The sequence below is a fragment of the Janthinobacterium sp. P210005 genome, assembly GCF_036231865.1.
GTDB lineage: Bacteria > Pseudomonadota > Gammaproteobacteria > Burkholderiales > Burkholderiaceae_D > Janthinobacterium > Janthinobacterium kumbetense.
The window spans coordinates 759,902-781,323 of the sequence record NZ_JAZARC010000001.1 but is presented as its reverse complement, the minus strand read 5'-3'; the positions used below and the strand labels follow the sequence as shown (position 1 = coordinate 781,323).

The following is a 21,422-nucleotide window of genomic DNA, read 5'->3' as shown; positions in this document are numbered from 1 at the left end:
GCATGAGGGTTATTCCATCGCCGCGTGGTCGACCACGACGGGCGCATTCTTCTTCGGTGGTTTGATCAGGAGCAAGAGCGGCAGCACGAGGATGGTCAGCCACATCATCAGCCAGAAGTCGTCGAGGTAGGCGATCATCGATGCCTGCCGCGTGATTTCGCCATTCAGGGCCGCCATGCCGGAAGCCGTCCCCAAGTTGTAGACGCCGGCAATGGCGGGGTCATGCAGGGCCGGGTTGGCGATAGTGATGTGTTCCGTCAGGGACGCATGGGCGATCTGCGTATTGCGCACCAACAAGGTTTGCACGAGGGCGATGCCGATGCTGCTGCCGATATTGCGCACCAGGCTGTAGATGGCCGTGCCTTCCGCCCGCATCTGCGGCGACAGGGTGGCAAACGTGGCTGCGCTCAGGGGCACGAAGACGAGGCCCAGGCCGATGCCCTGGATGATGCCGTTCCACACGACCGTCTTCGGCACCAGGTCCAGGGTGAAATTGGCCATCTGCCACAGCGAGAACGCGGTGATCGAAAAGCCCACGCCCAGCAGGATGCGCGTATCGATTTTGCCCGTCAGCTTGCCGACGATCAGCATGGCCAGCATCGTGCCCAGGCCGCTGGGCGCCGTCACGAGGCCGGCGATGGCCGCCGGATAGTTCATCAAGCCTTGCAGCATCGACGGCGTCAGCGCGCGGGTAGCGAACAGCACCATGCCGACGATGAAGATGAACAGCAAGCCGCTCACATAGTTCGAGTTTTTCAGCAATCGATAGTCGAGGAAGGACTTGCCGGCCGGGCGCAGGGCCGTATGGGCGATGAAGTAGCACAAGCTCATGGCCAGCACGATGGCTTCGATCCACGTTTCCGTCGAGGAAAACCAATCGTTCTGCTCGCCCCGGTCCAGCAGCATCTGCAGCGCGCCGATGGACAGGCTCAGGGTGGCAAAGCCGAACATGTCAAAGTTCATGCGGCGGTTCGGCGGGTCCTTGCGGATGTAACGCCAGATGCCATAGAAAGCCATGGCGCCGATGGGGATGTTGATGAAGAAGACCCAGCGCCAGCTGTAGCTGTCCGTCAGCCAGCCGCCCAGGGTCGGTCCCAGGATGGGGCCGATCATCACGCCCATGCCCCAGATGGCCATGGCCGAGCCGTGTTTCTCGCGCGGATTGATGTCGAGCAAGACCGCCTGCGACAGGGGCACGAGGGCCGCGCCGAACACGCCCTGCAGCAGACGGGCGGCGACGATCTCGGAAAGGGTGCCGGACAGGCCGCACAGCACGGAAGCGAGCGTAAAACCGGCCACGGAAACGAGAAAGGTGTTTTTCTGGCCGAAGCGGTCGCACAGCCAGCCCGTCAGGGGCGTGGCGATGGCGGCGGCAACGATGAAGGAGGTGAGTACCCAGGTGATCTGGTCTTGCGAGGCGGACAGGCTGCCTTGCATGTGGGGCAGGGCGACGTTGGCGATGGTGCCGTCGAGCGCCTGGATGATGGTGGCGAGCATGATCGAAATCGTGATCATGCGCCGGTTCAGGCTGGGGTCCTGTGAAGCGGGCAGCGCCGGTGTGGCGCCGGCTGTGGCCGAACTCATGCGGATTTCTCCGTGGCCGCCTGCAAGGCTTCCAGCAGTTCGGTGGCGGCCCGCAATTGATCAGGATCAATGCCCTGCAGCAGTTCCTTGCGGAAACCGTCCGCTTCCTTGCGCACGGTGTCATAGACCTGCATGCCCGCCTCGGTCAGCACCACCAGCTTGACGCGGCGGTCCGTTTCCGATGGCTGGCGCTGCACGAAGCCCGATTTCACGAGCCGGTCCAGCATCGACACCATGGTGGGGTTTTCCACGCCCAATTGATGGGCCAGTTCGCTTTGCGAAGGCGGCTGCGGGGACTTGGCGATCATGGCGATGCACATCCAGCTTGCTTGCCCCAGGTCCAGGTCTTTCAAGCGCCGGTCGATGGCATGGCGCCAGCCGCGCGCCGTCTTGTGGAGGGCGGCGGAAAAGCGCTCTTCGATAGAAGTCATAAGGTGAGTCGTCTAATGGTTAGGTATCGAACTAATATTTTAGCATGCTGGTTTGACAGGCGTACAGGCCTTCCCGTTTATCTGCGCCGCTGGTACATTAGTGCCAGACCATCACCCTGAGGAGACCGCCATGACCACCGCAGAACAGAAGCAGGACGGACAGCACCGCGACAGCAGCGACTTTGTCATCACGCAAACTTTCGACGCGCCGCGCGAACTGGTATTCCAGTCGTGGGTGGAGCCGGAGCGCCTGGCCCAATGGTGGGGCCCAGTCGGCTTCGAATTGAGCGTGCTGGCGCTGGATTTGCAGCCGGGCGGCATTTTCCATTACGGCATGCGCGCCGACAATGGCTATGAGATGTGGGGCAAATTCACCTACCAGGCGATCGAAGCGCCGGAAAAGATCGTGTCGATTTTGTCATTCGCCGACAAGCAGGGCAATGCGGTGCAGCATCCGGTCAGCGCCACCTGGCCTTTGGAATCGTTCAATGTGATGACCCTCACGGAGGAAAACGGCAAGACGACGATGACCTTGCGGTCGACGCCGCACAAGGCGACGGATGAGCAGCATGAGACTTTCAAGCAGGGGTTTGAGTCGATGAAGGAGGGGTTCAAGGCGACGTTCGGCCAGCTGGCGCAGTACCTGGCGCGGGTTCAGTAATATTTAAGAACGGCGGGCCAGAGCCGCGGGCCTGAGAAAATGGCCATGGCTGCGTTGCTTGGGCTCGCCGTACATGCGTACTGTCTTCGCCCGCGCGCCTTGCCCTGGCCATTTTTCAGGCCCGCTGGGCCCGGGGGAGTCTTTGTTTGGGGCGCGGGCGGGTTCTTGCTGTCGTTGGCAGTTTGCGGTTGAGGAAGGTCTGCTTTCGCCCCGAAGCAGACATAGATCTGACGCATTCGACATATACCACCGCAGCCGATTAAGCGTCGTGATAAACAACGCCGTATGTGTCGAACATAGCTCCAGCTAGCTCGACCATGCTTAAGCCGCTGCGCTCCCAAAAAAACAGAAAGTATTCCAACTTGTCGTAAGGTGCTTCAGCGTCCATGCCGTGCAGCGCACAAATCGTGGTTCTGATACGCAACACCTCAGGGTCATCCGACATATCGCGTCCTCGGATGGTCTCCCAAAGCCTCACCCGGACAGCTATGGCCTCGCTATCCGTTGCCGCGCCCTCAAGATATCGTTTAGCAGCCAAAACAGAAGATTGCGCGGTAACGGGTAGACATTCGATCACCCGAGCCAGGGCGTTAACCATAAAGCGTTGAGCATCACCGTGCTCTACCGGATCATCCAGATCAACGGTAGATGAAATAACATCAAAAGGATCACGGTGAGACATGCTGACTTTCTGTGTAAAGCTTGACTGGTCAATTGCCGACTGTCCGCTTCTGGCCGGTTGCCGTCGTTGGCAGGTTCCACCCCATTGCTGGCCATCAGGTATCATCGTGCCTACGCCCATCCGACGAACTCTGCCTCACGTAGATCATGGGGTGGTGTTCGCCTCGCAATTTCATCGAGCGCGTAATTGACCGCGTTAGGCGCTTTTAAAATCAGTCCGTACTGCGGATCTTCAAGCTCACCGTCGACGGCTTCTGCAAGCGCTGCCGGGACAAGAATCTGTAGCGTGCGGCTAAGCTTTGAGCTGCCAGTCGTAGTGCGAAATGTCAGGTTTCGCAATCTTGGCTTGTCAGGGCAAGGCATGTTGGAAAGCCCAATGCAAACTATGAAATGCCTATCGGGGTGCACACGCGGCTTGGTCGTCGCGTAGTCAATCACCTTGATTAGCAAGCCCTCATTCTCTGTGTCGAGTAAATCCGTATTAGGTGCGAATTCGCAAACATAGCCATGATGCGCGAGAATGTGATTGACGCGCTCTTCAATAGCATCCACTACTCGGTGGTACGTGACTAAGTATTCAAGGCTCATAGTTCCTCTAGTTGAATTGCCAGCAATGTCTCCACCGTCTGCTTCTGGCCGATTGCAGACCAATATAAACGACTGGTAGTGAAAATCTATCCTCGTCGTCATGAATATAGCAATGTTGCCAATGTCCAATAACTAATCAACAGAATGCCCGGGACATGAAGCCATGAAAATTTATATCTAAAGCGGAAACGGCGTTTTGGCATTTTCTGCGTTAACGATTTTGGTGGAACGATTTGCTGTGGCCATACAAACGAACTTACCCCATCGACAGGCGGCCAAGATTCAAAACGATACGCGTAAGCGTCAAAGTATATTCTATTAAATCGAGACTGTTCTTGAACAGACTGATTGAGGGCGATCTCGCCCGGGGATGCGACTTCCTTTCCGTCCGCATAGAAATAGCCATCGCTTTCTTTCGCCAGTATTGCCATCGAGAGTATTTGTATGGCAGCAGTGGAGTCGTTTCTTCCTGCTGCCGTTCTGGAGCTGATCGTATAGGTATACGCACCGACGCCTCTTGGCGGCCATAGCATGCTGCGAGCTTCTTTCTTTCCTCTTTTTTGCACTCCAAAGTCAAATGCAATCAGCAAAGGAGCTGTTGGTTCCATGCGCAGGAATTCAGGTGGAGTCTTAGTAAGACGTAGATAAAGGACTCCCTCCACCGAAGACTTTGTCAACGTGAGGTCCGGATGCAGTTGCACATCAAAGCCAAGATTCGAGAATGTCTTAATGAACCGCGCGTCCAGCTCATCGGTTTTTTTGCCAAGGAAAGCTGAAATATTAATACTCATCGTCGGGATTGAATGTAGACATAAATAATGATTTACTGTTAGCGATGGAGTGGGTGTTGTTAAAGTGCCAACTCATTTATCCGGCCAGTGACAGACCTTGGCTGCTTCCGCCCCAAGTCCTGGCGTGTGGAAGGATCGCTAGTAGTCCAAGCCACAGTCGTCGATTGCTATCGGCATGCCAAATAAGGCCGCCAGTTTATCGGTATTGCTCTGTAGCCAGCGTAATGCATCCTCATTGAAATGGTCCGTCGCGAAAAGGACCACCGTACCTCGATTTTCCGACATCTTTACCTCAAATGAAACAAATCCGGGACCCTTCGCCTTACGCATGAAGCAGACCGATAAGGCCTCTATGTGTTCAACGTTAATCGAGATTGCCTGGTTATTTCTGGCTATTCCGATGGAATTCGAACTGCCGTCGCGCCACCCGGTTAAATGCCAGGACTTGGCATTTGCGCTGAGTTCGGCCAAGCGCGGTGGAGTTCCATCGTGATTGCTGCGGCCGGGAGGAATCGTGAATGGCCATGACACGCTTTCGTCGAGGACTTCTACTCGAATCATGCATGGCCCCAAACCGGAATGATGCGTCAAGGCAGCATCCCCAACATCCCCCGAACCACCGGCAAAATCATCCCCCAAGCATTCGACGTCGCCGCAATCTCGTCATAATGACTGGCACCGGGCAAGATCAGCACTTCCGCATGGTCGCCGGCTTTGATTGCCTTGGCTGCATAGTCGTGCGCGACTCTGGGTGGGGAGATGGTGTCGAGTTCGCCTGTGATCAGGACGGTGCGGCTGCCGTTGGGCATCAGGTCGGCGGCGTTGGTGTCGCTGTAGATGTCGGGGCGCTCGGTGCTGGCGCTGCCTGCCAGCTGGGCGATGTCGCGCTCGCAGCTGGTCTTGATCAATTCCTTTTCATGGCGCAGGTCGGCCAGGCCGCCCAGGCTGACGATATTTTTCACTGGCAAGAACTGGTCGCGATACAGGGGGCTGGTCTTCGGCAGTTTTTCCCGTCCTGCGATCCACTGCACCAGCTGGCCGCCGGCCGAGTGGCCCATGGCGAGGATGCGCTTCACGTCCAGCTGGTACTGGGGCGCGTGCTGTTGCAGGCTGTCCAGCGCTGCGTGCATATCTTCGTAGGTGCCCGGATAGCCGCCGCCCGGCTCGTCCACGCGCCGGTACTCGACATTCCACACGGCGATGCCTTGCGCGACGAGGGCGCCGGCCACGTTGCGCATCTGCTGGATGCCGCCGAAGGCCACCGTCCAGCAGCCGCCGTGCACGAGCACGACGACGGGAAACGGTCCGCTGCCGTCGGGCCGGAACAGCTGCGCGTATTGCGACGGCGCGGGGCCGTACGCGATCTGCGCCGTGGGCGGAGGGCCGTTCAGGGCCAGGTAGTCGTCCAGGCTCATGGGGGCGGCGACGGCGCCGTGGGCGGAGGCAAGCAGGGCGGTGGCGATCAGGGAGGAGGGCAAGGAGGTAGGCATGCTGGAATTCGCTTGAGAAGAGAGCAACACTTTAGCATAGGCCCGCGTGGGCGCAGAGATCAAGCGCTGTGCTGTTTTCCTCCTGCAAGAGGGGTGCCCCATGGTATATTTCGGGCATCAGTTTTCCCCTTATCGACACGGTGCACGCAAACAACATTCTTTCCTTGCTGGACGCCGAGCATACTGCGCTGGGCAGCATCGCGGCCGGCGCCGACCTGGCTCATGCATTGGAGCATTTGTTGCTGGCGCTGCAAGACCTGGCCGAGGGCGGCGCGCATGCCTGCCTCGTGCTCATCGACGAAGCCGACCGCTTTTGCGGCCTGTCCGCGCCCAGCCTGCCGCAAGACCTGTGCCTGGCCCTGCGCCACGGCGGCGACCAGCCATCCCCGTTCGGCACGGCGGCCTTTTCCGGCGCGCCCGTGTATTGCGGCGACATCACGCGTGACGTGAACTGGAGTGCCGGACGCAAGGAAGCCATGCTGCACGGCTACCGCGCCTGCTGGGTCGCCCCCGTCTTTGGCGCCAAGGGACATATCCTGGGCGTGCTGGGCCTGTTTTTCCAGGCGCCATGCCATCCCACGCAACCCGAGACCGAATTGCTGGCGCTGGCCGCGCGCGTGGCCGCGCATGTCATTGAGCGGGGCCAGCTGGAACAATCGCTGCACGACAGCCGCGAACATTTTCATTACGCCATAGAATTGAACACGCAAGTGCTGTGGACGGCCGACGTCGACGGCAAGCTCGATTATGTGGCGCAGCGCTGGCGCGAATGGACGGGTGGCAGCGGCCTGGGTACCAGCTGGCTGGACGCCATCCACCCCGAGGACGTGCCCCATTCCCTGGCGGCCTGGAGCGAAGCCGTGGGCAGCGGCCAGCCTTTCGACCAGGAAATGCGCGTGCGCCGGCAAGACGGCCGCTACCGCTGGATGCACTCGCGCGCCTACTGCCGCCAAGACGAGCGCGGCCAGCCCGCGAAATGGTATGGCTCGTGCGAGGATATCGACGAACACTGGCAGGCGCGCAACGCCTTGCTCGACAGCGAAGCGCAGTTCCGTTCGCTCGCTTCCACCATGCCCAACCAGGCCTGGCTGGCGCATGGCAGCGGCGCCACCTACTGGGTCAACGAGCAGGTCTGCGAATACACGGGACAGTCGCTGAAGTCGCTCGTCACCAGCGGTTTTCGCCACTGCGTGCATCCGGACGACGTGCAGGCCACGCAAAAGAGCTGGGAACGGGCCGTCGCCACCGCCAGCGCCTACGAACACGAGTTTCGCATGCGCCGCGCCAGCGACGGCGCCTACCGCTGGTTCCTGGCGCGCGCCTTGCCCCTGTTCGACGAGGCGGGCACGGTGCTGCGCTGGGTGGGCACGAATACGGACGTGCAGGAACAGAAGAACGTGCTGGAAAAGATGGCCTACCTGAATTCCTCGCTGGAAGTGGAAATGGCCAACCGCACGGCCGACCGCGACCGCATGTGGCGGCTGTCGACCGATATCATGCTGGTGGCGGACCTGGCCGGCATGATCATCGCCGTCAATCCCGCCTGGAGCAAGATCCTCGACCGGCCGGAAATCGAGTCGCTGGGCATGGATTTCATCAGCCTCGTGCATCCCGACGACCGCATGGCGGCCTTGAAGGACTTGTCGCGCCTGGCCCATGGCGCGCCCACCTTGCGCATGGAAAACCGCTACCGGCGCCGCGATGGCGGCTACCGCTGGATTTCCTGGACGGCCGTGCCGGCGCAAAAGCTGATCCATGCCATCGGCCGCGACGTCACGGACGAGAAGGAGGCGCGGCTGGCACTGGTGCGCAGCGAGCAAGCTTTATTGCAGGCACAGAAGCTGGAATCGATCGGCAAGCTGACGGGCGGCGTGGCCCACGATTTTAATAACGTGCTGCAAATTATCTCGGGCAATTTGCAGTTGCTGAAACTGACGGTGGCCGACAATCCGCAGGCGGCCAGGCGCCTCGCTTCGGCAGCCTCGGCCGTGGAGCGGGGCGCCAAGCTGTCGTCGCAACTGCTGGCCTTTGCGCGGCGTCAACCTTTGCGGCCGCTGGTGACGGACCTGGGGCGCTTGCTGCGCCGCATGCATGAGCTGATCCGGCGCGCCCTGGGCGAAGCGATTGCCGAGGAAACCTTCATCAGCGAAGGCTTGTGGCATACCCTGGTCGACCCGAACCAGATGGAAAACGTGCTGCTGAACATGGCCATCAATGCGCGCGACGCGATGGACAAGGGCGGGCGCCTCACTTTTACCTTGAGCAATGTCACGCTCGATGCGGACTACGCCAGCCGGCATGCCGACGTGCTGGAAGGGCAATACGTGCTGCTGACCATCACCGACACGGGCCACGGCATGACGCGCGACGTGATCGACCAGATTTTCGAGCCCTTCTTCACCACCAAGCGCGAAGGCGAGGGCACGGGCCTGGGCCTGTCCATGGCCTACGGCTTCATCCGCCAGAGCGCGGGCCACATCAAGGTGCACAGCGCGCCGGGCGCCGGCACGACGTTCAAGATTTATCTGCCCCGTTCGCTGGAAACGCTGGCCGAGCCGCCGCCGGGCCTGACGGGCCCCGTGCTGGGCGGCAGCGAGACCATCCTCGTGGTGGAAGACGATGCTCCGGTGCAACATACGGTGGTCGACATGCTGCGCGGCCTCGGTTACGACGTGCTGCATGCGGATGACGGCGCCTCGGCCCTGGCCTTGCTGGGCACGGGCGTGGCCATCGACCTGCTGTTTACGGACGTCGTCATGCCGGGGCCCGTCAGCAGCAAGGAACTGGCGCAGCAGGCGAGGCTGCTGCTGCCGGAACTGGCCGTCTTGTTTACGTCGGGCTATACGCACAATGCCATCATGCAGGGCGGGCGGCTGGATCCGGGTGTTGAATTGTTGAGCAAACCGTATCAGCGCGAAGACCTGGCGCGGCGCATCCGCCACGTGCTGGCCGACCGCCGCCTGGTGGGCGCACCGGACCCGTCCGGGCGGCGCATCCTGCTGGTGGAAGACAATGACGATGCGCGCGAAATGACGACGGAAATGCTCAATATGCTGGGCCACACCGTGCACGGCGTGTCCAGCGCCGAGGAAGCCTTGCCCCTGCTGGCCTTGCCGGGCCTGGACGTGCTGGTGACGGACATCAGCCTGCCCACCATGTCCGGCCTGGAACTGGCGCGCCACGCGCGCGCGCACTGGCCGCAGCTGGACGTGGTATTTGCTTCCGGGCACGATTGGGGCGCCAGCCTGATGCAGGACGCCAGCGCGCGCTTCCTGCGCAAGCCGTTTGGCCTGGAAGAGCTGGCCGGCGCACTGAAGGCGCGCCGGCTCGACGTTTACTAGCCTGTCGGCAGCAAGGCTTGCTGCAATTGCTCGACGGTAAATGGTTTCACCAGGAAGCGCGCTTGCGGGTCCAGCACGCCGGAATTGGCCGGCGCGTGGCCCGTGGAAAACACCACTTCCAGCCGCGGATGGTCGCGCGCCACCAGTTCGGCCAGCTCGGCGCCCGACATGCGCGGCAAACTGATATCGGTCAGCAGCAGGTCCAGCCCCGGCGTGTCCAGCAGGGGCAAGGCTTCCTCAGCCGTGCCCACGGCCAGCACCGTGTGTCCCAGCATGGACAGTAGGTCGCCCGTCATGGCGCGCGCGTCCGCATTGTCTTCCACCAGAAGGATATGGCGGCCTGCCGGCGGCGCTGTTGCCGGCTGCGGCGGCAGCTGTGCGCGGTACTGGTGCAGGGCCGTCACGTGGCGGCCATTCGCCAGCAAGTGGCGGATGCGCCGCGCCAGGTCTTCGCGCCGGTATGGCTTGCTCAACAATTCGACGCCCGGTTCCAGCCGCCCGCCCTGCATGATGGCGTCCTGCGTATAGCCCGAGGTAAACAGCACGGCCAGCTGCGGCAGCAGCACGCGGGCCTGGCGCGCCAGCGCCGTGCTGGCCACCTTGCCTGGCATCACCACATCCGTAAACAGCAGGTCGATGGGCACGCCGCTGCCGATGATGGCCAGCGCGCTTTCGCCATCGCTGGCGCGCAGCACGGCATAGCCGAGGCCGCGCAACATGTCCACCACCGTCGTCTGCACCTGCACGTCGTCTTCCACCACGAGAATGGTTTCCTTGCCGCCCAGCACGGGGCCGCCCAGCTGCAGCGGCAGTTCCGTTTCCGCTTCGAGCGAGCGCGGCAGATAGATGCGGAAGGTGCTGCCATGGCCCGGCAGACTGTCCACCGTCAGGTGGCCGCCGCTCTGGCGCAGGAAGCCGTACGCCATGCTCAAACCCAGTCCCGTGCCTTCGCCTTCTTTCTTGGTCGTGAAGAACGGCTCGAAAATCTTGTCCAGCAGTTCCGCGGGAATGCCTGTGCCCGTGTCCGACACGGCCAGCTGCACGTAGTCGCCGGGCGCCACGTCTGCATGGCGCGCCGCGTAGTCACTGCCCAGCACGCTGTTGCTGAGTTCGATGGTCAGCTGGCCCTGGCCTTCCATGGCGTCGCGCGCGTTGATGGCCAGGTTGAGGATGACGTTTTCCAGCTGGTGCGGATCGACCAGGGCGCGCCAGCAGTCGTCGGCCAGCAGCAGGCGCGTTTCGATGGTTTCGCCGGTGGCGCGCCGCAGCAGCTCTTCCGTCGCGCGCAGCAGCTGCGCCAGGTCCGTCACCAGCGGTTTTAGCGGTTGACGCCGCGCAAAGGCCAGCAACTGGGCCGACAGCTTGGCGCCCCGTTCCACGGCGGCCGAGGCGCTGGCGATGCGCTTGGCGGCCAGCGGGTCGTTATCCAGGCCCAGCTGCAGCAATTGCAAATTGCCCGAGATAATTTGCAGCACGTTATTGAAGTCGTGGGCCACGCCGCCCGTCAGCTTGCCCAGCGCTTCGAGCTTCTGCGATTGCAGCAGGGCCATTTCGCTGTGGCGCAACGATTCCTGCATGCGGCGCAAGGTGTTTTGCGCTTCCTTTTCCAGGGTGACGTGGCGTCCGGTGGCAAACACCAGGTCGCCTTCGATTGCGGCCACCCACGATAGCCAGCGGTGGCCGCCGTCGCGGTGCCGGTAGCGGTTTTCAAAGCTGGGCATGGATTCCTTGCCCACTTGCAGCAAGGCCTGGCGCGTGGCGGCGGCATCTTCGGGCAGCACGAAGTCGAAGATGCTGCGGCCCAGCATTTCCTCGGGCAGCCAGCCCAGGATGGCGCCGGCGGCCGGGTTGACGGCGGCAAAGCAGCCTTCGGCATCGATGGCCACCATCAAGTCTTGCGCGCTGCGCCATAGCCGCTCGCGCTCGCTGTTGCGCGCCGCCAGATCCGCTTCCAGTTTCTTTTCCACGGTGATGTCGCGCGCGCTGCAATACACCTTGTCGCCTTCGGGCACGGCCACCCAAGACAGCCAGTGCCAGCCGCCCAGCTTGTGGCGGTAGCGGTTTTCGAAGCGCAAGGCGGGCTGGCCCTGGTTGGCCGCATCCCAGGCCGCATGGGTGCGCGGCAAGTCGTCCGGATGGATCAGTTCGAGGAATTTCGTCGTGCGGATTTCCTCCGCCGACCAGCCCAGGGTGGCTTGCCAGGCGGGGTTCGAATGTTCGAAATAGCCGTCGAGGTTGAGCACGCCCAGCAAATCGGGGCTCACGTTCCAGGTGCGGCCGAACTCGCGCGTGCGCTCGGCCACCTGCGTTTCCATGCTGGCACTGAGGGCGCGCAGGCGCGCTTCCGCCTGGGCTCGCAAAATGGTCGACCAGACCCGCTCCGACACTTGCACGGCCAGTTCGATCTCGTCCGCATGCCACAGGCGGGCCGCGCGGCTGTGCACGACGAACAGGGCCGCCAGCTGGCCATCCTTGGCAATGGGAATGTTCAGGAAGGCGCGGATGCCCAGGCGCGCAAACGTGGCTTGCGCGGCGGGCTGGGCCGTGCGCGGGTCATTCATCACGTCGCTGACGGCCAGCGCCTGGCCCGCGGCAAGCGCCTCGGCCAGGCCTGCCGCGCAATCGCCGAGGAAATATTCGCCGGCGGCGCCCGGCGCCAGGCCGTCGCTCCACGCATGCTGCAGGGTGGGGCACTGCAGGACCTGGTCAATATCGAAACACGCCACTTGCTGGGCGCCCAGGCGCTGGCCCAGCAGCTGGGCCGACAGGGCGAGGATCTCGCCCGTGTCTTGCAGCAGGCGCAGCCGGCGTTCCAGTTGCAGCAGGAAGGCCACGCCGCTGGCGCCGGCCTGGCTGCTGGTGGCAGGAGTGCTGCTCATGCGGGCCTCAGCTGCCGGCCAGCGGCAGGGTGACGCTGAACAGGGCGCCATTGCCGGGCTGGCTTTGCAGGGTGATGGCGCCGCCGTGGGCGTCCACCAGCTGCTTGGTGATGAACAGGCCCAGGCCCAGGCCGCCCGTGCGGTCCTGGTGGATGACGCGCTCGAAAGCATCGAAGATGCGTTCCTGGTCGCGCGCGTTGATGCCGATGCCATGGTCGCGCACTTCGATGACGGCGCTGTTCTGCGTGTGCGCCAGGCTGATTTCCACGGGCTGGCCCTGGCCGTAGCGCACGGCATTGCTGATCAGGTTGACAACGATCTGCTCGACGCGGAAGGCATCCCAGTAACCCTGGATGGGTTCGAAGGCCAGCACTTCCAGCACGCTGCCGGCGGCCGCCGCATACGGCGCCAGGTCGTCCGCCACGCGGCGCACGAGGCTGGTCAGGTCGACGGCTTCGCGGCGGATCGACAGCTTGCCGCTGGTGATGCGCGACACGTCGAGCATGTCGTCGATCAGGCGCACCATGCTGCGGATTTGCCGCCCGTCGCGCGCCACCATCTTGCCCAGCTTTTCCGGTTCGAAGGCGGCCAGGTTGCCCCGTTCCAGGTTGACGGTGCGCATCTGCGTTTCCAGGAACAGCGTGTTCAGCGGCGTGCGCAGCTCGTGCGCCACCATGGACATGAATTCGTCGCGCAGCCGTAGCGAGCGCTGCAGTTCCGCCTGGGTGGCGCGCAATTCCTTCAGCAGCGCTTCCTGCTGCTGGCGGCTGTGTTCGAGCGCCTGCACCTGGCGCCGCGTTTCGCTGCGCTGCTGGTGCAGGGCAACGAAGACATTGACCTTGCTTTGCACGGCATTGATGTCGAGCGGCTTGTGCAGGAAATCGACGGCGCCGCTTTCATAGCCCTGGAAGGCGAAATTCATTTCCTTGCCGGCCGCCGTGACGAAGACGATGGGGATGTGGCGCGTCTTTTCCGTGCCGCGCATCAATTGCGCCAGCTCAAAGCCATCCATTTCCGGCATTTGCACGTCGAGGATGGCCAGCGCGAAATCGTGTTCCAGCAGCAGGGCCAGCGCTTCTTCGCCCGAGGATGCCTGGTAGACGCTGCGGTCGCTCTCGCGTATCAACGCATTGAGCGCGCGCAAGTTTTCCGGCAAGTCGTCGACGATCAGCAGTTTGGTGCTTGTTTCATTCATCATGTTTCATTCCTGGCATGGCTTTGCCGTCCAGCGTAGTGGGAAGCGGCGTGCGATGGCGCACGCTTGCGGTAGAGCTTTTCGGGACCCGGCAATGGCTCGAATTCGGCGGCAAAGCGGGTGAAATGCGTGCTTTCCTTGCTGCCCAGGCCCAGGAAACCCCGGTGGCACAGCGAGTCGTGGAACAGGCCCAGGGCCCGCTCCTGCAAGGTTTTGTTGAAGTAAATCAGTACGTTACGGCAGCAAATCAATTGCGTTTCAATAAAAACACTGTCCGTGGACAGGCTGTGGTCGGCAAAGTTGATCCTGTCGAGCAGGCGCTGCTGGAAACGCACCGTCGCATGTTCGGCCGTGTAATAGTCGGCCAGCTGGCCCAGGCCGCCCGCGGCCAGGTAGTTGGCGCCGTACTCATCGAGCCGGTGCAGCGGATACACGCCGCGCGCGGCCGTGGCCAGCGCTTGCGGATTGATGTCCGTGGCGTAAATCGTGCTGCGTTCGAGCAAGCCTTCCTCGTGCAGCAGGATGGCCAGCGACAGCGCTTCTTCGCCGGTGCAGCAGCCGGCCACCCAGATGGTCGGCGACGGGTAGGTTTTCAGCACGGGCACCACCTGTTCGCGCAAGGCGCGGAAAAACGCCGGGTCGCGGAACATTTGCGTGACGGGCACGGTCAAAATCTGCAGCAGCTTGCCAAAGGCGGCGGCATCGTCCAGCACCAGCTGCTGCAAGGCGGGCAGGTCGGCGCAATGCAGGCGTTCTAGCGCCTGATGCAGGCGCCGCCGCTGCGAGGGTAAAGAGTAGTCGCGGAAGTCATAGCTGTAGCGCTGATAGATTGCCTCCATCAGCGCCTGCAGTTGTGCGTCCGTGGTGCGCTGGGACATCAGCGCCGCTCCCGGGCATGGCGTGTCATCACATGCGTTCCATCTTCGGCATCCACACGCGCAGCAGCGAATACAAACGGTCCAGGTCGATCGGCTTGGCCAGGTAATCGGATGCGCCCGCCTGCAGGCATTCTTCCTGGTCATTCTTCATGGCCTTGGCCGTGATGGCGATGATGGGCAGCTTGTTGTAGCGACCATCGGCGCGGATCAGCCGCGTCGCTTCCAGGCCATCCATGCCCGGCATCATGACATCCATCAACACGAGGTCGATATCGTCCACACTGTTGAGCTTGCTGATGGCTTCGAAGCCGTTGCGGCCGATTTCCACCACCACGCCTTTCTGTTCCAGCGCATTCGTCAGGGCAAAGATATTGCGCACGTCGTCGTCCACCAGCAAAATCTTGCGCCCTTCGAATACGCGCTCGCGGCTGCGCACCTGTTGCAGCATGCCCTGGCGCTCGCTCGACAGTTCCGACTCCACCTTGTGCAGGAAGAGGGTGACTTCGTCGAGCAGGCGTTCGGGCGAGCGGGCGCCCTTGATGATGATGGAGCGCGAATACTTCATCAGGTCCGCTTCTTCCTCGCGGCTCAGGTTGCGGCCCGTGTAGACGATGACGGGCGGGAACGAGCACAGCTCTTCATGTTCCATGCGTTCGAGCAATTCGTTGCCCTGGATATCGGGCAGCTTGAGGTCGATGATCATGCAGTCGAAAATCTGTGTTTTCAGCAATTCCAGCGCCTGCTCGCCCAGCGCCACGGCCGTGATTTCCACGTCGTCGTCGCTGATCAGGTGCACCACGCTTTCGCGCTGGCGTTCGTCGTCCTCGACCAGCAGGATGCGCTTCATCTGTTGCGTGAATTTCGATTCGAGCTTGCGGAACACTTCCTTCAGCTGCTCGCGCGTGCGCGGCTTGGTGGCGTAGCCGATGGCGCCCAATTGCATGGCTTCCTGCATCTGGTCGTTGCCGGAGACGATGTGCACGGGAATGTGGCGCGTCAGCGGGTTTTCCTTGAGCTGTTGCAAGACCAGCAAGCCGGGGCGGTCTGGCAAGCCCATGTCGAGCAGGATGGCGTCGGGCAGGAATTCTTGCGCCAGGCGCAAGCCTTCGTCGGCGCCGTGCGCCACCAGGCAGCGGTATTGCATTTCATGCGCGAGGTCGAACAGGATGCCGGCAAACGACGGCTCATCCTCGATCACCAGCACGGAACGCTGGCCCGTCTTGGCTGCGGGCACGCTATTTCTGTCATCCTCGAAGGTGGGCAGCGGCACGGGCTTGGCGGCAGGCGCCGCCTTGGGCGCGGCGGCCGCGATTCTGGCGGGGGCCTGCGGCGCGGCGGCGGGCACGGTGACCGCTTCCGCCGCGCGTTCCGGCATGACGGCCGGCAGTACCAGGGAGAACGTGCTGCCTTGGCCTGGCGTGCTGGCCAGCTCGATGCTGCCACCGAGCAAGGCTGCCAGGTCGCGCGAAATCGACAGGCCCAGGCCCGTGCCGCCGTAGCGGCGGCTGGTGGTGCCGTCGGCCTGGTGGAAGGCGTCGAAAATCTTGTGCTGCTGGTCGCCGGCGATGCCGATGCCCGTATCCTGCACCTGGAAGCGCACCTGGCCGGCCGCAGCGGTGCTCACGTGCAGGGATACGCTGCCCGTATCGGTAAACTTGATGGCGTTCGACAGCAGGTTTTTCAGGATTTGCTCGAGGCGCTGGCGGTCGCTGACAAACGATGGCGGGGCGTCCGGCGCCACCTTGACGTCTAAGACAAGTTTCTTTTGCTGCGCCTGGGCGCCGAACAGCATCTTCATGCTGCTGAGCAGCTCGTCGAAGGGCACGGCTTCCGGCGTCAATTCCAGCTTGCCCGCCTCGACCTTGGAAATGTCGAGGATATCGTTGATGAGAGTCAATAAATCGTTGCCGGCCGAATAAATGGTTTGCGCAAACGTCACTTGCTCCGGCGTCAGGTTGCCGCTGGTATTGTCCGACAGCAGCTTCGACAGGATGAGCGAACTGTTCAGTGGCGTGCGCAGTTCGTGCGACATGTTCGCCAGGAATTCGGATTTATAGCGGCTGGCCCGCTGCAGCTCTTCGGCGCGCGCTTCCAGCTGTGCATGGGCTTCGCCGATGGCCATGTTTTTCTGGTCCAGCGACAGCGCCTGCACGGCCAGCTGCTCGTTCGACTGTTCCAGTGCCGCCTTTTGCTCTTCCAGGTGGGCTTGCGACTGTTCCAGCACGCGCGACTGCTCGCCCAGCTCCTCATTGGCCGTGCGCAATTCTTCCTGCTGCACTTCCAGTTCTTCATTCAATTGCTGGGTTTCTTCCAGCACATTTTGCAGGCGCTGGCGGTACAGGGCCGCTTCCAGCGACGTGCCGACATTCGCGGCAATCAGGTTCAACCATTCCTTGGCGCGGGCACTGACGGGGTGTGTAAAGCCCAGTTCGATGACGCCGTTGACGACGCCTTCGTTGTTGACGGGCGTCAAGACCAGTTCCAGCGGCGTGCCGTGGCCCAGGCTCGATGTCACGGTCAGGTAATTCTCGGGCACCTGCTGCACATGCTTGAGGCGCTTTTCGCGCGCCGTCTCGCCCACCAGGCCTTCGCCCAGCTTGAAGACGGGCTTGTCCTTGACGCCCTGGTCGCTGAAGCCGTACACGGCCGTGCGGCGCAGGCTGCCATCGTCGTCGACGACGTACAGGGTGGCAACGGCCACGTCGAGGCGGTGAGCGAGGAAGTCCAGCACGTGCCGTCCCAGCTGCGGCAAGCCCAGCTGGCCGCTCGTGTGGGCCGCCAGTTCCGTCTGCCCCGTGCGCAGCCACGCCTGCTCCTGCAGCACGTCGTTGTCCTTGCCGCGCTGCTCGAGCGCATCGTTGTAGATGTCGGACAGGCGCAGCAGTTCGCGCCGTCCCAGGTAGGCGAGCAAGCCCGACAATCCCAGGCTGAGGATGAGGAAGACCACCACGGCCAGCATGGTGCGGCTCTCGGCCGTGTCGGCCCGTTCCTGGCGCAGTCGCTGCTCCATGGACAGGAAGTCGAGGAATTCGCGGCGGATTTCGTCAAATTCCAGCTTGCCTTCGCCCTGGCGCACGCGCGCGAGGAATTCCTGGTTGCTGCGGCGCTGGGCGATCACGCCTTCGGCATAATCGAGCCACTGGCCTTGCAGCGCGCGGATGCGGCGCAGCCGGTCGACCTGGATGGGGCTGTCGGACACCAGTTCCAGCAGCGTGTTCATTTCGACGGCGATCTTTGCCTTGCCTGATTTATATGGCGCCAAAAACGTTTCGTCGCCCGTCAGCAAGTAGCCGCGCATGCCCGTTTCCAGGTCGACGGACAATTTCATGACTTCGTTCGCATTGCCGATCACCCGTTCGGAATGCTCGACCGAGCGCAGGGCCGACAGCAGGTAGGCGATCAGGGCGACGAACACGAGGGCCGTGATGACCCCGATAACCAGCGGCAAGGTGACGTTGCGGGCGAGGATGCGGCGAAAGCTGAAGGAATCGATCGGGGTCTTGGTATTCATCATGTCCGTGTAAGGCTGTCGCGAAAGAATCAATTTTAATTGAAATGCAAGTTTTCTGGTGGTCAAGCATGGCGTGCGCTAGCATAACAGTCTTGTGCCCAATTGCCGACTCGCACGCCTGTGCAAGGCGAGGCAACGCACAGATCAAAGTGGCGGGAAAATCAAGCTGGCCACGATTGAGGCAGATCAAAGAGATTGGCTGTTGTCATCCTAAGATGCAGGAGGTGGCGGCGTCCTTGCAGGCGGCCGCCGTGTGCAAGCCAGCCCATGCAGGAGGACATCATGGCCAATCATTTGATTCACCGCGATCCGCAGCACCCGCTGGGACGTTTCGACCCCTTCAGCGACATGGAAGAATTCATGCGCGACTTTTTCGCGCCCGCCTTGCATGTGCGCGATGTGGGCAATGGGCGCATGCGCGTCGATATTGCCGAAACCGAACAAGCCTATCTGTTGCAGGCGGACATTCCAGGCGTGAATAAAGACGATATCCAGGTGTCCATCGACGGCAACCGCGTTTCCATCAGCGCCGAACTCAAGAATGAAAGGGTGACGCGCGACGGCGGCGGCAAGGTCGTGCGCAGCGAACGCGAGTATGGCCAGCAATACCGCAGCTTCGTGCTGCAGCATGAGGTGGACGAGGCCGGTGCGCAGGCCCGCTATGAAAATGGCGTGTTGCTGCTGGACTTGCCGAAGAAGGAAGGCACGGGCGGGCGGCAGCTGGCGATACAGTGAGCGTGACCAGGAAGCGTGGCGTCAAGCTGGCGCGGGGATGAAAAAAACGCCGGACGGAGCCGGCGTTTTTCAGTGCTGTGCGTACTGCACACTATATATATATGTCAGTCGCGGATTTCCAGTGCCCGGTTCAGGCTCAGGGCGGCCAGCGAGGCGACGGCGCCCGACAGCAGGTAGAAGCTGACGTAGGCAAGGCCGAAGTTGGCTGACAGGCCCAGCGCCACCAGCGGAGCGAAGCCGGCGCCGACCAGCCAGGCCAGGTCGGACGTCAGGGCCGCGCCCGTATAGCGGAAGCGGGCAGGGAAGTTGGCCGTCACGGCGCCGGCTGCCTGGCCGTAGGACAAGCCCAGCAGGCTGAAGCCCACGAGGATGAACACGTCCTGGCCCGTATTGCCGCCACCCATCAGGGTCGGCACGAAGGCGCTGAAGATGGCGATCAGCACGGCCAGCACGCCCAGGGTGGTGCGGCGGCCCACTTTATCGGCCAGCAAGCCGGAAATCACCACGCCGACGGCGGCCAGCACGGCGCCCAGCATCTGGATTTGCAGGAAGTCCGGCGCGGAACGCGTCTGGTAGACGGAAATCCACGACAGCGGGAACACGGTCACCAGGTGGAACAGCGCGTAGCTGGCCAGCGCGGCGAGGGCGCCGATCAGCACGTTGCGGCCCTGGCCGCGGCTCATTTCAAACACGCTCACGGGCTGCAGTTCGCGTTCGTCGAGCAGGCGCGCATATTCATTCGTCGACACCAGGCGCAGACGGGCAAACAGGGCGACCACGTTGATGGCGAAGGCCACATAGAACGGATAGCGCCAGCCCCAATCGAGGAAGTCTTCATCCGTCAGGGTGGTGAGCATGAACCAGAACAGGCCGGCGGCGATCAGGAAGCCGGCGGGCGCGCCCAGCTGGCCCAGCATGGCGTACCATCCCCGCTTGTTTTCCGGCGCGTTCAGGGCCAGCAGCGAGGGCAAGCCATCCCACGAACCGCCCAAGGCCACGCCCTGGCCGATGCGCAGCACGGACAGCCAGATGATGGCGGCAAAGCCCAGGTGGGAATACGTCGGCAGGAAGGCGATGCCGGCCGTCGACACGCCCAGCAGGAAGAGGGCGAAGGTCAGCTTGGCGCTGCGCCCCATGCGGCGCTGGATCTCCATGAAGATCACGGTGCCGAACGGACGGGCGATGAAGGCGAACGAGAAAATCAGGAAGGCATATAAAGTCCCTTCCAGGCGCTCTTCAAACGGGAAGAAGACGCGCGGAAACACCAGCACCGAGGCGATGGCGTAGACAAAGAAGTCGAAGTATTCGGAAGCGCGGCCGATGATCACGCCGACGGCGATCTCACCGGGGTCGATATGCGATTCGACCGTGCCGGCCCCGCTTGCGTCGCGCAGGGAGTGAGGGGAAAAGTCGGCGGGTACATCCCCGCTGTGTATGCGCGTGCTGGACATGATGATCGTCTCCAATATAGTTTCGAGTTCGGCCAACGCGTAACATACCCCGGGTGTCTCACGCCCGGAGTAGGACTATTCAATAGATAGCTGTAGGAAAACTCCGCAACTACCGAGTGAAAATCCGAGCAAGGGGTAGGACAAAACGTCCAATTGCCAACGCGCTCCAGTGAGAATACAGTACCATATCTTCATCCCCTGTACTGGACTTTCCTGTATGTTTTCATTAAAAGTTCGTCGCGGACTGCTTCTTTTACCTCTCGCATTGTTGGCTGGTTGCAATACGGTGGTACTGAATCCGTCCGGAGACATCGCAGTTCAGCAAGGCAATCTGATTGTCATCTCGACATTGCTGATGCTGTTGATTATCGTTCCGGTAATCGCCCTGACCCTGCTTTTCGCATGGCGCTATAGAAAAAACAACACCGCGGCCAAATACGAGCCGGACTGGGACCACTCGACTCGCCTCGAGCTGATCATCTGGGGCGCGCCCCTGCTGATCATCATCGTGCTGGGCCTGCTGACCTGGATCAGCACCCACACCCTCGATCCTTATCGTCCGCTGAGCCGTATCGACGCCAACCGTCCGATTCCTGCCAGCCACAAGCCGATGATCGTCGAAGTCGTGGCGCTGGACTGGAAATGGCTGTTCATCTACCCGGAACAAGGCATCGCTTCCGTGAATGAACTGTACGCGCCAGTCGATCGTCCGATCCGCTTCAAGATCACCGCGTCGTCCGTCATGAACTCGTTCTTCATCCCCGCACTGGCAGGTCAGATCTACGCCATGCCTGGCATGGAAACGCAGCTGAATGCCGTCATCAACAAGCCTGGCGTCTACAAGGGCTTTTCCGCCAACTACAGCGGTGCCGGTTTCTCGGGCATGCGCTTCAAGTTCCACGGCGTGAATGATGCGGACTTCGACAAATGGGTGGAATCGGCACGTGCCGGTGGCGGCGCGCTGAATCGCGACGACTACCTGTCGCTGGCCCAGCCTAGCGAACGCGACCCGGTCCGCCGCTACAGCGCCGTACCTAGCGATCTGTACAAGGCAATTCTGAACCGCACCATCGTTTCCGACGCTCTGTGCGTGACGCCGGTCGAGCCATACAAATTGACGATGGCAAATAGCCCGGTAGCGGCCGTAACGGCAGTAGTCGCTAGCGATGCAGTAGTTGAAAAGGGCGTTCAAGCCAAGTAACGACT

At 62.0% G+C, this 21,422-nt stretch carries 16 protein-coding genes; 4 read left to right on the top strand and 12 right to left on the bottom strand.

The window, feature by feature from the left end; genetic code table 11:
* Nucleotides 1-9: 9 nt before the first annotated feature.
* Together VPH40_RS03335 and VPH40_RS03330 are read right to left on the bottom strand one after the other, a co-directional pair.
* Nucleotides 10-1,584: a DHA2 family efflux MFS transporter permease subunit gene (locus tag VPH40_RS03335; RefSeq protein WP_328572659.1), complete on the bottom strand. Its 1,575-nt coding sequence runs from the start codon at nucleotides 1,582-1,584 to the stop codon at nucleotides 10-12.
* Nucleotides 1,581-2,015 carry a MarR family winged helix-turn-helix transcriptional regulator gene (locus VPH40_RS03330; protein ID WP_152280889.1) on the bottom strand — a complete coding sequence of 145 codons (435 nt, stop codon included), beginning with the start codon at nucleotides 2,013-2,015 and terminating at the stop codon, nucleotides 1,581-1,583. Before VPH40_RS03330 ends, VPH40_RS03335 begins: the two co-directional genes overlap by 4 nt.
* Before the next feature lie 130 nt (nucleotides 2,016-2,145).
* Between VPH40_RS03330 and VPH40_RS03325 the strand changes: the two genes are divergently transcribed.
* Nucleotides 2,146-2,676, top strand: coding sequence for an SRPBCC family protein (locus VPH40_RS03325; RefSeq protein WP_289914731.1), 531 nt, complete (start codon nucleotides 2,146-2,148; stop codon nucleotides 2,674-2,676).
* 259 nt (nucleotides 2,677-2,935) lie between these two features.
* On the opposite strand, the gene VPH40_RS03320 is transcribed toward VPH40_RS03325, so the two are convergent.
* The 5 genes from VPH40_RS03320 to VPH40_RS03300 all read right to left on the bottom strand — a co-directional run bounded on the left by VPH40_RS03320 (nucleotide 2,936) and on the right by VPH40_RS03300 (nucleotide 6,226).
* The gene (locus tag VPH40_RS03320; protein ID WP_099667459.1) at nucleotides 2,936-3,358 is read right to left on the bottom strand and encodes a hypothetical protein; all 423 of its coding nucleotides are present in this window, start codon (nucleotides 3,356-3,358) and stop codon (nucleotides 2,936-2,938) included.
* 110 nt (nucleotides 3,359-3,468) lie between these two features.
* On the bottom strand, nucleotides 3,469-3,945 hold the full coding sequence (locus VPH40_RS03315; protein ID WP_328572658.1) for a hypothetical protein: 477 nt from the start codon (nucleotides 3,943-3,945) through the stop codon (nucleotides 3,469-3,471).
* 98 nt (nucleotides 3,946-4,043) lie between these two features.
* Nucleotides 4,044-4,736 carry a hypothetical protein gene (locus tag VPH40_RS03310; protein ID WP_328572657.1) on the bottom strand — a complete coding sequence of 231 codons (693 nt, stop codon included), beginning with the start codon at nucleotides 4,734-4,736 and terminating at the stop codon, nucleotides 4,044-4,046.
* 138 nt (nucleotides 4,737-4,874) lie between these two features.
* Nucleotides 4,875-5,297: a hypothetical protein gene (locus VPH40_RS03305; protein WP_328572656.1), complete on the bottom strand. Its 423-nt coding sequence runs from the start codon at nucleotides 5,295-5,297 to the stop codon at nucleotides 4,875-4,877.
* Between the two features lie 26 nt (nucleotides 5,298-5,323).
* Nucleotides 5,324-6,226: an alpha/beta hydrolase gene (locus VPH40_RS03300; protein WP_328572655.1), complete on the bottom strand. Its 903-nt coding sequence runs from the start codon at nucleotides 6,224-6,226 to the stop codon at nucleotides 5,324-5,326.
* A 140-nt stretch (nucleotides 6,227-6,366) separates the two neighbouring features.
* Between VPH40_RS03300 and VPH40_RS03295 the strand changes: the two genes are divergently transcribed.
* Complete coding sequence (locus VPH40_RS03295; RefSeq protein WP_257219020.1) at nucleotides 6,367-9,567, top strand: PAS domain-containing protein; 3,201 nt, start codon at nucleotides 6,367-6,369, stop codon at nucleotides 9,565-9,567.
* On the opposite strand, the gene VPH40_RS03290 is transcribed toward VPH40_RS03295, so the two are convergent.
* Genes VPH40_RS03290 through VPH40_RS03275 form a run of 4 tightly spaced genes read right to left on the bottom strand, consistent with a single transcriptional unit; the run spans nucleotide 9,564 to nucleotide 18,030 of the window.
* Nucleotides 9,564-12,446, bottom strand: coding sequence for a hybrid sensor histidine kinase/response regulator (locus VPH40_RS03290; protein WP_328572654.1), 2,883 nt, complete (start codon nucleotides 12,444-12,446; stop codon nucleotides 9,564-9,566). The two genes, VPH40_RS03295 and VPH40_RS03290, sit on opposite strands and share 4 nt — an antisense overlap.
* A 7-nt stretch (nucleotides 12,447-12,453) precedes the next feature.
* Nucleotides 12,454-13,644 (bottom strand): hybrid sensor histidine kinase/response regulator, encoded by a 1,191-nt coding sequence (locus tag VPH40_RS03285; protein ID WP_328572653.1) that lies wholly within the window; start codon nucleotides 13,642-13,644, stop codon nucleotides 12,454-12,456.
* Nucleotides 13,641-14,519: a CheR family methyltransferase gene (locus VPH40_RS03280; protein ID WP_328572652.1), complete on the bottom strand. Its 879-nt coding sequence runs from the start codon at nucleotides 14,517-14,519 to the stop codon at nucleotides 13,641-13,643. Before VPH40_RS03280 ends, VPH40_RS03285 begins: the two co-directional genes overlap by 4 nt.
* 28 nt (nucleotides 14,520-14,547) lie before the next feature.
* Nucleotides 14,548-18,030, bottom strand: a complete 3,483-nt coding sequence (locus VPH40_RS03275; RefSeq protein WP_328572651.1) for a response regulator — start codon at nucleotides 18,028-18,030, stop codon at nucleotides 14,548-14,550.
* Between the two features lie 282 nt (nucleotides 18,031-18,312).
* On the opposite strand from VPH40_RS03275, the gene VPH40_RS03270 reads away from it, so the two are divergent.
* Nucleotides 18,313-18,765, top strand: a complete 453-nt coding sequence (locus VPH40_RS03270; protein ID WP_289904919.1) for an Hsp20/alpha crystallin family protein — start codon at nucleotides 18,313-18,315, stop codon at nucleotides 18,763-18,765.
* Nucleotides 18,766-18,869: 104 nt separating this feature from the next.
* On the opposite strand, the gene VPH40_RS03265 is transcribed toward VPH40_RS03270, so the two are convergent.
* Nucleotides 18,870-20,216: an MFS transporter gene (locus tag VPH40_RS03265; RefSeq protein ID WP_099667920.1), complete on the bottom strand. Its 1,347-nt coding sequence runs from the start codon at nucleotides 20,214-20,216 to the stop codon at nucleotides 18,870-18,872.
* Nucleotides 20,217-20,433: 217 nt separating this feature from the next.
* Between VPH40_RS03265 and cyoA the strand changes: the two genes are divergently transcribed.
* Nucleotides 20,434-21,417: a ubiquinol oxidase subunit II gene (gene cyoA / locus VPH40_RS03260; protein ID WP_251348654.1), complete on the top strand. Its 984-nt coding sequence runs from the start codon at nucleotides 20,434-20,436 to the stop codon at nucleotides 21,415-21,417.
* The last annotated feature ends 5 nt before the right edge of the window (nucleotides 21,418-21,422 follow it).